Annotated in this window: 11 protein-coding genes and 2 tRNA genes; 10 read left to right on the top strand and 3 right to left on the bottom strand. The window is 32.3% G+C overall.

Annotation, left to right across the window (positions count from 1 at the left end):
* Position 1: 1 nt before the first annotated feature.
* Positions 2–874: an RNA methyltransferase gene (locus tag EV02_RS01010; protein ID WP_342665568.1), complete on the bottom strand. Its 873-nt coding sequence runs from the start codon at positions 872–874 to the stop codon at positions 2–4.
* A 159-nt stretch (positions 875–1,033) separates the two neighbouring features.
* Between EV02_RS01010 and murA the strand changes: the two genes are divergently transcribed.
* The 4 genes from murA (at position 1,034) to EV02_RS01030 (ending at position 5,444) form a co-directional block, all read left to right on the top strand.
* The gene (gene murA, locus EV02_RS01015) at positions 1,034–2,404 is read left to right on the top strand and encodes a UDP-N-acetylglucosamine 1-carboxyvinyltransferase (RefSeq protein WP_032520242.1); all 1,371 of its coding nucleotides are present in this window, start codon (positions 1,034–1,036) and stop codon (positions 2,402–2,404) included.
* A gap of 536 nt (positions 2,405–2,940) precedes the next feature.
* Positions 2,941–3,022 (top strand) — tRNA-Leu (locus EV02_RS01020).
* Positions 3,023–3,027: 5 nt separating this feature from the next.
* Entirely contained in the window at positions 3,028–4,203 is a 1,176-nt protein-coding gene (locus tag EV02_RS01025; RefSeq protein WP_032520514.1) for an aspartate aminotransferase family protein, read from the top strand.
* 11 nt (positions 4,204–4,214) lie between these two features.
* Positions 4,215–5,444: a bifunctional folylpolyglutamate synthase/dihydrofolate synthase gene (locus EV02_RS01030; protein WP_032520241.1), complete on the top strand. Its 1,230-nt coding sequence runs from the start codon at positions 4,215–4,217 to the stop codon at positions 5,442–5,444.
* Here the strand turns inward: EV02_RS01030 and EV02_RS01035 are convergent.
* Positions 5,441–6,796, bottom strand: a complete 1,356-nt coding sequence (locus EV02_RS01035; protein WP_032520240.1) for an FAD-binding oxidoreductase — start codon at positions 6,794–6,796, stop codon at positions 5,441–5,443. The genes EV02_RS01030 and EV02_RS01035 overlap by 4 nt on opposite strands.
* 38 nt (positions 6,797–6,834) lie before the next feature.
* The gene (locus tag EV02_RS01040; protein WP_032520239.1) at positions 6,835–8,070 is read right to left on the bottom strand and encodes an amidohydrolase family protein; all 1,236 of its coding nucleotides are present in this window, start codon (positions 8,068–8,070) and stop codon (positions 6,835–6,837) included.
* 129 nt (positions 8,071–8,199) lie between these two features.
* On the opposite strand from EV02_RS01040, the gene EV02_RS01045 reads away from it, so the two are divergent.
* The 6 genes from EV02_RS01045 to ftsZ all read left to right on the top strand — a co-directional run bounded on the left by EV02_RS01045 (position 8,200) and on the right by ftsZ (position 13,255).
* A tRNA-His gene (locus EV02_RS01045) sits at positions 8,200–8,272 on the top strand.
* A gap of 72 nt (positions 8,273–8,344) precedes the next feature.
* Complete coding sequence (gene miaB / locus EV02_RS01050) at positions 8,345–9,739, top strand: tRNA (N6-isopentenyl adenosine(37)-C2)-methylthiotransferase MiaB (protein WP_032520238.1); 1,395 nt, start codon at positions 8,345–8,347, stop codon at positions 9,737–9,739.
* Positions 9,740–9,749: 10 nt separating this feature from the next.
* Positions 9,750–10,817: a D-alanine--D-alanine ligase family protein gene (locus EV02_RS01055; RefSeq protein WP_032520237.1), complete on the top strand. Its 1,068-nt coding sequence runs from the start codon at positions 9,750–9,752 to the stop codon at positions 10,815–10,817.
* A gap of 10 nt (positions 10,818–10,827) precedes the next feature.
* Entirely contained in the window at positions 10,828–11,238 is a 411-nt protein-coding gene (locus EV02_RS01060) for a hypothetical protein (protein ID WP_032520236.1), read from the top strand.
* On the top strand, positions 11,235–11,960 hold the full coding sequence (locus EV02_RS01065; protein WP_032520235.1) for a cell division protein FtsQ/DivIB: 726 nt from the start codon (positions 11,235–11,237) through the stop codon (positions 11,958–11,960). The genes EV02_RS01060 and EV02_RS01065 overlap by 4 nt, the downstream gene beginning before the upstream one ends.
* A 179-nt stretch (positions 11,961–12,139) precedes the next feature.
* Positions 12,140–13,255 (top strand): cell division protein FtsZ, encoded by a 1,116-nt coding sequence (gene ftsZ, locus EV02_RS01070; protein WP_011863425.1) that lies wholly within the window; start codon positions 12,140–12,142, stop codon positions 13,253–13,255.
* Positions 13,256–13,265 lie beyond the last annotated feature (10 nt).

Genomic DNA, 13,265 nt, shown 5'->3' with positions numbered 1-13,265 from the left:
TTTATTTAGAGTTGTATGCGACTCTTTTTCGTTCTAGTAATAACGGAACTGCAACACAAGCCACATTCAATGATTCTACAATCTCACTATGCGGAATTGTAATAGTTTCATTATAAGCCTCTTGAATTTTTTTATTAATACCTTGACCTTCATTACCCAAAATTAATGCGGTACGTCTAGACCAATCAACTTCCCAGTAAGGTTTTGAAGGTTTTTTTGAACTCTCATTATGGCTACTAGTAGAGAAAATCTTAAATCCTACATTTGATAATTCAGACAAAGACTTAAGTAAAGAATTTAATATTTCTTCTTCAATTCCATCAAATCTTAAAAATGGCAGATGAAAAACTGCACCTGAGGATGCTCTTAATACCTTTTGGCCTAATGGGTGCGCACCTCCAGCTAAAAAAATTGCATTAACACCCGCAGCTAAAGCGGTTCTAAATAGATTACCCATATTCCCAGGATCTTGAATTCTGTCGAGAACAAGAACAAAATCATCTTTTCTATTAAATTGATAATTAGGTATTGCTGAAATCTCTACTAAAGCTGCTATCCCATCTGGATTAATTGTTGAAATCGCAGATGCCAAGACTTCCTCTGAGACAATATTTATTAATGACTCATGAAATTTTTTGCTTAGATTTTGATTCTTTCTTAGCCATTTTTCGGTAAGTAAAATCTTAGAGGGATTTTTTCCAGACTTCAGCAATTCTTCAATGAGATGTGTACCCTCTATGCAAAAAAAGTCTTGATCTTTTGGAGATGATCCTCTTTTAAATGATCTAAATCTTTTAACTAGATTATTGTTTTTACTAGTTATTTTTAAAAAAGTATTTTCTATGAGTAATTTGAAAAATTTGTTATCAACTATATCTTAATTAAATAAATATTTTGATCAATTATTTATTAAATTTTTATTTTCCAAGAAATCAAAAAATACATTTTCACTTTTAATTAATATTCATGACGTTACATAGGGTGGACTTAATATTATTAGTTTGTCATGATGAACCTAATAAATTAAGTCTGAATGATTTGCGGAAGCAAAACAAAGTCATATCTTAAATCGCAAAATTTAAAGATTCTTGGCCAAGGCAAGTTAAATGGAATAGTTGAAATAAGTGGTGCAAAGAATTCCGCCTTAGTTTTATTAGCCTCATCATTACTAACTAATGAAAAAATAATTCTTGAAAATGTACCTTTTCTCACTGATATTGAAAAAATGGGTAATATCCTAAAGAATTTAGGAGTTAATTTAGTTCGTAAAAACAACCAACTAGAAATAGATCCAACAACTATTTCGATTAAAGAACTTCCATATGAACTTGTTAAAGGATTAAGAGCTAGTTTCTTTTGTATAGGTGCACTATTAACAAAATTTGGGGAGGCTCAAGTACCGTTACCAGGTGGATGTAATATTGGTTCAAGGCCAATAGACGAGCACATTAATGGATTAATCGCACTAGGAGCAGACATTATTATTGAAGAGGGAATTGTCAAGGCAAAAACAAGGGGAAACAAGAATAGACTTCATGGCACTCATATTAAATTAAATTGTCCAAGTGTAGGTGCGACTGAAACTTTAATAATGGCAGCATCTTTAGCCAAAGGAAGAACTACTATTGAAAATGCTGCTAGAGAACCTGAAGTTCAAGATTTATGCCAAATGCTTAATAAAATGGGGGCAAAGATTTATGACTCCGGTAAAGAAACAATTATTATTGATGGTGTTAATAAGCTTTACGGATGTACCCATAAAGTAATTCCAGACCGAATAGAAGCTGGAACTTTTCTAATAGCTGCTGCTGCAACTTCTTCTTCAATAACAATTTATCCAGTAATTCCACATCATCTTGAAGCTGTTACTAATAAGCTTCAAGAGAGTGGGAGTAAAATTACGATTAAAGGTAATTCGATTTCTATCAAGAGTAAAGAGATTAAAGGAGTAGATATTGAAACAGCTCCTTTTCCAGGCTTTCCTACTGATTTGCAGGCACCATTTACAGTTCTAATGACAATCGCAAATGGTCAATCAAAGATAACCGAAACAATTTTCGAAAACAGAATGAATCATATTTATTTACTTAACGAAATGGGTGCCCGCATAAAACTAAACAAAAACGTAGCTTACATCAAAGGCGTTAAAACAATTAATGGGATGAATCTAGTTGGCTCAGATTTAAGATCATCAGCTGCTTTAATAATTGCAGGAATCATCGCAAAAGGTAGTAGTAAGATCTATGGATTAGAACATTTAGATAGAGGTTATGAAAATTTTGAATTAAAATTAAAAAATTCAGGTATCAAAATTATCAGAGAGATTAGTAAAACTACTTTTGAAGAAAATGGGTATAAAATTGAACCTAAATCTGAGAATCTTTCTAAACTCGAAGCAGCTTAAATATTTGCCAATAATATTCTAAAACTAAAAAAAGTTCATTCAAACATAAGCAATATTGATTAGTGAAATACAACCCAGAAATAATATAAACAAAACTAAAAAGCGATTAGACCAAATTTTATTTAAACCAGCAAATTTGAATTCTTTCATGCCCAAGTTCCACTATTAGATCCGAATGTTGTCAATATAGTTACTGCTATAAAAAGATAAGGGACAAATTTAAGAGATAATTTTTTGGCTTGAGAGTTAGACATTTTTGTTTTTTTAGCAAATATAACACAATATTACTATTTATGAAGCTTTCGCCTCAAAAAAAAGAGTTTTAACAGTATTTAATCACAAAAATGTATCATAAATGTTTAAATACTCTTTTTTTCCTTATTTCTTGTCAGCAAATGCAATAAATATAATTCTATGTTTTTATCAAAAAGATTAACTATTAACAAACTTAATCTTGATCACTGTTCCTTGACCAAAACAATAGTCAATAAGTTGATTTTTGTTATAATGAAAAAGTTCATTTTTTCAAAAGCCTTGGGAGCGTGGTGGAATTGGTAGACGCACCGCACTCAAAATGCGGCACCTTCGGGTATGTCGGTTCAAGTCCGACCGCTCCCACTTTGATGAAAACCTATAGTCGATTCGATATATCTTTTAAAAAAGGAAAGGGTTGTTGGTTGTGGGATAAAACAGGTAAAAAATATCTTGATGCAGTAGCTGGTATAGCAACTTGCAGTCTTGGACATAGCGATAGAGTTTTAGGAAGAAGATTATCAAGTCAACTTAAAAAGATTCAGCACATTTCCAATCTTTACAACATTGAAGAACAAGAACAATTAAGCAGAACTTTAACGAATATAAGTTGTGCCAAAAGCGTCTTCTTCTGCAACAGTGGTGCAGAAGCAATTGAATCAGCAATTAAATTAATTAAAAAATACGGGAATACAACAAATAAAGGTAAAGAATCAATTATTCTCGCAGCAGAATCAAGCTTTCATGGAAGGACGCTGGCAGCCTTAAGTGCTACTGGACAGCCTAAATATCAAAAAGGTTTCGAACCAATGATTCAAGGATTCAAATTTTTTAAATTTAATAATTTTGGTTCGGTAAAAAAATTATTTGAAGAGTGTGAAAATAATGATCAAAAAATTTCCGGCGTTTTAGTTGAACCAATACAAGGAGAAGGTGGCGTAATTCCAGGAAGTAAAATATTTTTTAAAAGCCTGAGAGATATATGTGATAAATATAATTCTCTTCTTATTTTAGATGAAGTCCAAAGTGGAGTAGGTCGAACTGGAAAAATGTGGGGTTATGAGAATTTAGGAATTGAACCTGATGGATTCACCCTTGCAAAAGGATTAGGAGGAGGTCATGCAATTGGAGCATTATTGGTAAAAGAAAAAGCTAACATTTTTTCTCCAGGAGATCATGCAAGCACTTTTGGGGGTAACCCTTTCGCCTGTAAAGCTGCCCTAACTGTATTAGAAGAAATAAATAGAAGAAATCTTATCAATAATGTTTATCTAAGAGGGGTACAATTAAGTGCTGGGTTTGAAGCATTGTCAAAAAAATTTCCAAAAATTATTACCGGAAAAAGAGGTTTAGGTTTAATACAAGGTCTTGTGATCAATGATGATTATGCTGATGCAAAAAAAATTACATTAAAAGCTTTTGATAAAGGATTACTGGTAGTTCCCGCAGGAGGGAACGTTGTAAGGATTGTCCCACCATTAGTTATATCGCGAAGAGAAATAAATATTCTTTTGGATAAGCTAAATTCAATTTTTGAAGATTTATAGCAATTTAAATTTTGAAAAATGCAAATTTAAAATTTTTTGAATTATCACCCAAATATGAAAGGGATAATATCAAATTAGGTTTATCACGAATTAAAAAAGCACTTCAAGATCTTGGTAATCCTTGCGAGAATATCCCTGCGATACAAATTATTGGAACTAATGGGAAAGGATCAATCGCGGCATATTTAGAAAATATACTTTTTGAAGCTAAAAGAAATTTTGGTGTAACGACATCTCCCCACCTTTTGGACGTATGCGAGAGGATTAGAGTTAATAAAAAAAATATTAACAAGACTGATTTTGAAAAAATCTATAGATTAATAGAAGAGAAAGTTTCAACATTTGAATTAACTCCTTTTGAAAAAATCATTTGCTGCGCACTAAATTTCTTTGACAATAAAAAAGTTGAATTGCTCATTCTTGAAGCTGGCTTAGGGGGACGATTAGACGCGACAACAGCCCATAAATCTAGACCAATAATTGCTATTGGGAATATTGGCTTAGACCACAAAGAATTTCTTGGAGATACTATTGAAAAAATTGCCGAAGAAAAATTAGCAGTTATTGAAAAAAACTCAATTGTCATCTCATGCAAACAAAATAGTCAAGTTGAAAATTTAATAACCAAAAAAGTTAAAGAGGTTGGAGCAGAAATTATCTGGAAAGATTCAATTTCGAAAAGCTATGAGCTTGGCTTAAAAGGAATTTTTCAAAAGCAAAATGCTTCAGTAGCTATTGGAGCAATAGAAGCGTTGAATAATTTGGGATTTAATATTAAGGGAACACACATATCTGAAGGTCTTAAAAAGACATCTTGGAAGGGAAGGCTAGAAATAATAAATTTTTTGAACAAAGAAATTCTTGTAGATTGTGCGCATAATTATCCTGCTGCAAAAGCTCTCTCTCATGAGCGAAATAATTGGGAGAATGAAGATAAAGGAATTTATTGGATTTTAGGTGTCCAAAGACAAAAAGATTTTTACGCAATATTAAAAACGCTTCTAAAGAAAAATGATCACTTATTACTTGTGCCAGTGCCAAACCAACCTAGTTGGCAATTAAAAGATCTTTCTCAGATTAAAGAAATTGACCTTCAAAAAACAATTGAATTTAAAAAATTTGAACTTGCCATTGATTATTTATTTTCCCTAGAAAAATGGCCAGCTAATCATCCTGTCCTAACGGGTTCTATTTTTTTAGTTGCTGAATTTATTAAATTTACAAATAAACAGAAATATTAAGTATTAAATTGTTCCTTTACTTCCCAACCTTCCAATTTCCCAGGATTTAATAGCCCTTTAGGATCAAATTTTAATTTCGCTTTTACTTGATCCGCGTCAACCACTCCTAGGCCTCCGCCTTCGACAGTTAAAACATGGGGATTAAAAATAAACGCACCAAGTTTCTTGCAATCTTCAATTATTTCATTCAATTCATCTATCCCATTCCACCTTAATACAGGCAAAGCAGCTAATCTTGGTGATCCTTGTTGAGAAACTGCCTCTAAATGCCAAAGAACTTTTCTTCCCCATTTTTTTCTCAAAAAATTAATCAATTTTAGTTCATCATTAAGTGGCAAAAGCATCTGTAAATAGGTCCAATTTTTATCCTTAGACCTCATATGAAGAGTTGTATGATTCCATACGACTTCAGAAATTCCATTGACGAGTTTTTCTTCTTCCCCAAGGAGGGTAGATTGAACTTTGAATTTTTTACAAATTAGCTCGATAGTTTTTATTCCTCCAAGACTAGATTGAATTAGTATCTTGTGAGTTCTAGAATTAGTTTTAAACCATTTTGGCATTTGATCTACAATTTCTTCTTCAAGAATTGCTCCTAGTTTCAGATCAATTGCTGCGCTGGTGAGATTTTTTAATATTTCTATTGTTTCTTCAAATTCAATACAGTCGATAACTATTGAATACCACTTACGTTTGATATCAGTAGCAAGTAGTAAAGAAGTAATTATTCCATTAGTCCCATAAGCATGATTAAGAGGTTCGGATTCTTCAGCATCAAATTTTAATAATTCAGGTTTTTCATTCATCGTTACTGCTTCTAAACCAATAAGATTTCCTGGATCTCTTAAAAATCCCCACCTAATTGAACCAATACCTCCTGATCCACCTGCAATAAAACCTCCAATTGTTGCAGTTTTCCAAGTACTAGGAAGCAACCTCAATTCCCTCCCATATTTCTCTAATTGTTTATTCAAATCTCCCATAACACAGCCAGACTGTACTTTTACAAAACCTGTATCAGGATCAAATTCTTCTAACTTATTAAAGTGACTCATATGCATTACAACTCCTTTAAACAATGGGACAGCTTGTCCATAATTACCTGTACCTGAACCCCTTAAAGTAAGTGGGATAGAAAATTCCCAACAAATTTCTGCTACTTCCTTTACTGCGTTATGATCACTAGGTCTTACCACTAAATCAGCAATACATTTGTCTAATTTTTCAGTAAGGACTGGAGAGTAGTTATAAAAATCTTTTGAAAGTCTTACTATGTCAGATTGACTTTCAATAATCTCTAAGTTTTTAACTTCCCTAAATTTTTCTATAAATTTAAGAGTATTTGATGTCATCAATTAGATTCTTATTGTTTTGTATATAAATTAGCGGATTAGCAATATAAATCGCCTTTTATAAACACTTTTCTTTTTAAGGAACTCGAAAAAACATCTGCCCATCTTTGTGCATCTAAAATCACAAAATCAGCAGGGCATCCCTTCTTAATTAAACCATCCCACTTTAAGTTTAATAATCTGCTTGGAGCTAAAAAAATAGAAGATAGAGTCATTCTCTCCCAGGGATTTAATTGAAGCATAGGTATCGAGCAAGACAACATATAAAAAGGATCAAAATTACCAAATGGGTACCAGGGATCTTGAACATTATCACTACCTAGAGATACATCCACGTGTGATTTTTGTAATTGCTTTATTGGAGCAACTGGTCTTTTTAATGAGGTACTTTGATTACTTCGATTGAGCAGCCAAAAATTTGTTAGAGGTAAAGCAACAACTTTAATATTTTTCTCAGACATTTTTTCTCCTAAATTTAAAATCTCTCTATGACTTAGAGAAATAAGACTACTCAAATGACTACAAGTTATTGGAATACTATTAATTTTTAAATTTTCGATTGTCTCCAATAAAACTTTTATTCCCGCTCCAGGCTCAATGATCGATTCGTCTATGTGCAAATCAATTTCTAATTTATATTTACTAGCTAGACGAAGCATCTTTGCGAGAAATTTACTTGTATCTTTTTTATTGAAAGGAGGAACAATTACACCTCCTAAAATACCTCCATTAGAGGAAAACATTTTTGCCAAATCTTCTCCATTAGTTGTATCCCAGAATTCCAATGGTGCTAGAGCAACGAATTGTAACGTTAACTCAGATGAAAATTTTTTTTGTAATTTAAAAAGTTCAATCCAAATATCAAAAGACTGACTTTTGTAAGTATCAATATGACTTCTAATAGCTCGGTATCCATTTTGTATTGCAAGTTTTAATGATTTCTCAACTCTTTCAAGAACCTTATCAGTAGTTCTAGTTTTATGTTCTTCAAGATTTACTGATAATGCTCCTCCATAGTTTGATTCCAGATTAGGAAAGTCTGCCCATGTAAAAGATTTATCAAAATGCGAATGCGTTTCAATAAATCTTGGGAATAAAATATTTTTTGGTTTTGTAACTTTATTTTTTAAAGGCTTTAACTCAGAAACAAATCCATACTCCCAACTAATGGAAACTGAACATAAATCCTCTAAATCGATAATGAGGTTATCTATATCTTCTATTAAACAAAGGCTTCTGGGAATAAGAACCTCAGCTGTGCCGGAATTACTCAAGTTTTTAAATTTTCTTTTATTTTAAATCATAAGAAAACTTTACTGAATTAGAAAATAATTCAAATTTCGCTAAAAGATAAAAATAACTATGAAAAATTCCCCTTGAGTTGTTAAATTTATAAATGTGAGGCGGGCGTCGCCAAGTGGTTAAGGCAGCGGCTTGTGGCGCCGCTATTCGGGGGTTCGAATCCCCTCGCTCGCCCTCAAAAATATTGCAGCAAAATTATTTAACTTGTATTTTTTAATTAAAGAATCATAAAAAATTCCTAGCAAAGTGCTAACAAAAACAAAATCAGACGAAAAAAAAACTCAAAATAACTCAACTACTGGCAGTTATTGGATAACCACATTTGGATGCCAAATGAACAAGGCTGATTCTGAGAGAATGGCTGGGACATTAGAGAAAATGGGATACACCAGAGCAGATAATGAATTAAATGCCGATTTGGTCTTGTACAATACATGCACTATTAGAGATAATGCAGAGCAAAAAGTTTATAGCTTTCTAGGAAGACAAGCAAAAAGAAAGCACAAAACACCTAGCTTAAAACTTGTTGTTGCAGGTTGTCTTGCTCAGCAAGAAGGAGAATCCTTACTAAGAAGAGTCCCAGAACTTGATTTGGTTATGGGGCCTCAACACGTAAATAATCTTGAGAATCTTCTGGAGAAAGTTGATTTAGGAAATCAAGTTGCTGCTACAGAAGAAACCTTCATTTCTGAAGATATAACAAGTGCCAGAAGAGAAAGCTCTATTTGTGGCTGGGTTAATATCATTTATGGATGTAATGAAAGATGTTCATATTGTGTAGTCCCCTCTGTCAGAGGAAAAGAGCAATCAAGATATCCAATTGCGATAAAAAGTGAGATACAAAAATTAGCTGATGATAATTTTAAAGAAATTACTCTTTTGGGTCAGAACATTGATGCTTATGGTAGAGACCTTCCAGGAACTACAAAAGAGGGGAGAAAAGAGAATACCCTAACTGATCTTTTGTATTATATTCATGATGTTAAAGGAATTCGCAGGATAAGATTTGCTACTAGTCATCCAAGATATTTTTCAAAAAGGTTGATTCAAGCTTGTTATGAACTGGATAAAGTCTGTGAACATTTCCATATCCCCTTCCAAAGTGGAAATGATGAAATTTTAAAGCAAATGTCCAGAGGATATTCTATTAAAAAGTATAAAAATATTATCGAGAACATAAGGTCATTAATGCCAGATGCTTCAATTACAGCTGACGCAATAGTTGCTTTCCCGGGAGAAACCGAACAACAATATCAAGATACTTTAAAACTAATATCAGAAATTGGCTTTGATCAGGTAAATACAGCAGCATACTCTCCAAGACCAAATACGCCTGCAGCAGTTTGGACTAATCAACTTTCCGAAGAGGTAAAAAAAGCTAGATTACAGGAAATTAATGATTTAGTCGAGAAAACTGCTAAGAGTAGAAATCAAAGATATATCAATAATATCGAAAGCGTTTTAATTGAGGGTTTAAATCCAAAAAATTCCTCTCAAATGATGGGTAGAACTAGAACAAATAGATTAACTTTCGTAGAGATTCCCAAAAACACTAACTTTAATTTTTCGTTGGGAGATGAGATAAATGTCAGGATAAATGAAGCAAGACCTTTTTCTTTAACAGGAGAACTTTCTTTATAAATTTTTTTAAATGATCGGGGGAAAGAAAAAATTTATTGGGTTAATATTTGGCGGAGATTCCAATGAACATGAAGTATCGATATCCTCTGCAAAAACAGTTTTTCAAGCATTTAATGCACAAATAAACAAAGAACGTTTTACAGTTAAAGCCTTTTACATAAACAAATATGGAGATTGGCTTGATAGTGATATTTCAGAAAAAATCCTAATTGGTAAAATTGAAGACTATAAAACAAAAAAACAAGAAATTTTTAATCAAGAAAAAATTAACTTCCTTGACGGAATTGAATTTCAAAATATTGATATTTGGTTTCCTCTTTTACATGGATTTAATGGTGAAGACGGATCAATTCATGGCTTAATTAGATTTACTAAGAAACCTTTAGTCGGGTGCGGAATTATTGGCTCTGCACTTGGAATGGATAAAATATTGATGAAAACAATTTTCTCAAATCTCAATCTTCCACAAGTTAATTATCTAGTTTTTCAAAATAAAGATCTCAACGATAAGCAAGTAAAAAATAAAATAATTAATGAAATTTTAAAAAAATTAAAATTTCCTATTTTTGTTAAACCATCGAACTCTGGATCATCTCTTGGCATCTCCAAAGTCAAAAATGAATCGGAAATATTACTAGCATTAGAAAAGGCTCGGGAAATAGATCCAAGAATCTTAATAGAGGAAGGTTTAGAGGTAAGGGAGATTGAATGCGGAATAATTGGGAATTCAAAACTCTTAACCTCTGAGATAGGCGAGATAAATTACGAAAGTGATTGGTATGATTACGATTCAAAATATAACTCAAATAATAAAATAATTATCCCAGCCGAAATAGATTCTAAAATCGCAAAAGAAATTAAAGACATTGCTATTAAAAGTTGTAGAGCACTAAATATTTTCGGTTTTGCAAGAGTAGATTTCTTTATAGAAAGATCCTCAAATAAAATTTTAATAAATGAAATAAATACAATTCCTGGTTTTACAAAAAACAGTATGTTTCCAATGCTTTGGGAAGCTTCAGGTTTAAAAATTGAACAACTTGTGGCTAAACTGGTAGATATATCTTTAGATTTGTAATTTAAATAAAATGTTGCATGGACTACTTTGGTTACCATTACTTTTAATCTTCATTTTATTAACTGCACTTGGATGGTTAGAAAGAAGGAGGCAAAATCTTTTTAGAAGTTGGGCAAGTGATTCTGAATTGTGCAAGTTAGATAGTTCAGGTGCAGCGTCCTTAAAAGATGGTGAGTTAAAGTGGAGCGCATTTGAAGCTGGTAAATTTGAAGAAAAAGATTGTTTTATAATCAAGAAACTGGAATTAGTTGAATTAATGGCTCTAACTTCAGGGGAAGCTCCTCTAACAAGTGAATCTCAAGGTAAATGCAGGTTGAGATTAGTAGGGGATGGTAAAGAGATGGATGTACCATTTTCAGATGCAGAGCGAGCGAGAGAATGGATGGATCAACTGATGGAAAAAGCTCGATGTGATTTGTGAAAAACCAAAAAAGGATCAAAAATAAAAGTTTTTTTTTTCTAATTTTATTTTTATTTTTAACAAGCATATTAAGCATAAAAACTTTCAAAAAAGTTGGTACCAAGGATATTAGGATTTCTGGTAGTGAATTTTTTTCGCAGAGTGATTTGGTAAAAAATTCATCTTTAAATTTTCCAATTAGATTAATTTTTGTTGAAACTAATTTGTTAGAAAGGGAGTTAAAACAAAATTTATCTCTTAAATATGTTTCGGTAAACAGAGAATTATTTCCTTTTGGTTTGAAAGTTTATATTACTTCAAGAATTCCAATAGCTTACGGTGAGAGGATATTGAACGACGAAACAATATTAGGCTTCATTGATAGAGATGGTTTTTTTATAAATAACCAAAATGTAGATAAAAAAAATTTGAATAAATTAACAATACAAGTTTTTGGATGGAAAGAAAAATTTAAGAAAATATTATCTAAAATTTTTATCGCTATAGAGAATTATGAATTAGAAATAGTTAAAATAACTTTTTCATCCGATGGTTTTCTAACTGTTGAGGAAGAAGATTTAAAAACGATATTCTTAGGATTTAAGCCAAATTTAATCAACTATCAACTACAAATAATCAATAATCTTAAAAATGAATTTAAGAAAAATAGCTTTTCAAAAAAAATAGATAATATTGATCTTACTAATCCAGATAAACCAAAAATAAAAGTGTTCAAACCCTAATATTTGAAAAAGTATTTTGAGTAATTTTTTTTAATTATTGTAGTGTTGATATGGGTTTTGCATTAAAAACAAAATATTTAATAAATAAATATTTTTAGGATTTTCTTCAACAAATTCCTACATATGAGCGCAGTAAGTTCATAATGCACCCAATACTAGTAAAAGATTCCTATTAAGAGATGAGCTTCGGTAACAATCCAAACTTTGATCAATCGAGAGAAATCCTTCCAAGCCAAAATGCCAAAATAGAAGTTATTGGTGTAGGTGGTGGTGGAAGTAATGCAGTCAATAGAATGATAAATAGTGATTTAGAAGGTGTTTCGTTTAGAGTCCTCAATACCGATGCCCAAGCCCTCCTACAATCTTCTGCAGAAAGTAGAGTTCAACTTGGACAAAACCTTACTAGAGGTTTAGGTGCAGGCGGGAATCCAAGTATTGGTCAAAAAGCAGCCGAAGAATCCAAAGAAGAGCTTCAACAAGCTTTAGAAGGATCTGATCTAGTTTTTATAGCCGCTGGAATGGGTGGAGGAACTGGTACAGGTGCTGCTCCTGTTGTTGCAGAAGTAGCCAAACAAAGTGGGGCTCTAACAGTAGGTATAGTAACCAAACCTTTTTCTTTTGAAGGGAAAAGAAGAATGCGTCAAGCAGAGGAGGGGATCGCAAGACTAGCTGAAAACGTTGATACTCTTATAGTTATTCCAAATGACCGATTAAAAGACGTTATAGCAGGAGCTCCTCTTCAAGAAGCATTTAGGAATGCTGATGATGTTCTAAGGATGGGAGTCAAAGGCATTAGTGACATAATTACTTGCCCGGGATTAGTTAATGTTGATTTTGCAGACGTTAGATCAGTTATGACTGAGGCCGGCACTGCACTTCTCGGAATAGGTATAGGTTCAGGAAGATCGAGAGCTATAGAGGCAGCACAGGCAGCAATGAATAGTCCTTTATTAGAAGCAGCAAGAATTGATGGAGCCAAAGGCTGCGTTATAAATATTACTGGAGGCAAAGACATGACTTTAGAAGACATGACCTCTGCATCTGAAATTATTTATGATGTTGTTGATCAAGAAGCGAATATTATTGTTGGTGCAGTGGTCGATGAGGCAATGGAAGGTGAGATACAAGTTACTGTAATTGCTACAGGATTTGAAACAACCCAACCATTAAACCAGCAAAGAATAAAAAACAGATTATCTAATCAACCCTTATATAATTATTCCGACAATAAAGAATCTGGAGCGAGTATTCCTGAGTTTTTGAGGTTAAGGCAAAATAAAAAAGATATAGGTTAAAAGGTAAAAT

It is taken from the genome of Prochlorococcus marinus str. SB (genome assembly GCF_000760115.1).
Lineage (GTDB): Bacteria > Cyanobacteriota > Cyanobacteriia > PCC-6307 > Cyanobiaceae > Prochlorococcus_A > Prochlorococcus_A marinus_D.
This window is presented reverse-complemented; position numbering and strand designations above follow the sequence as displayed.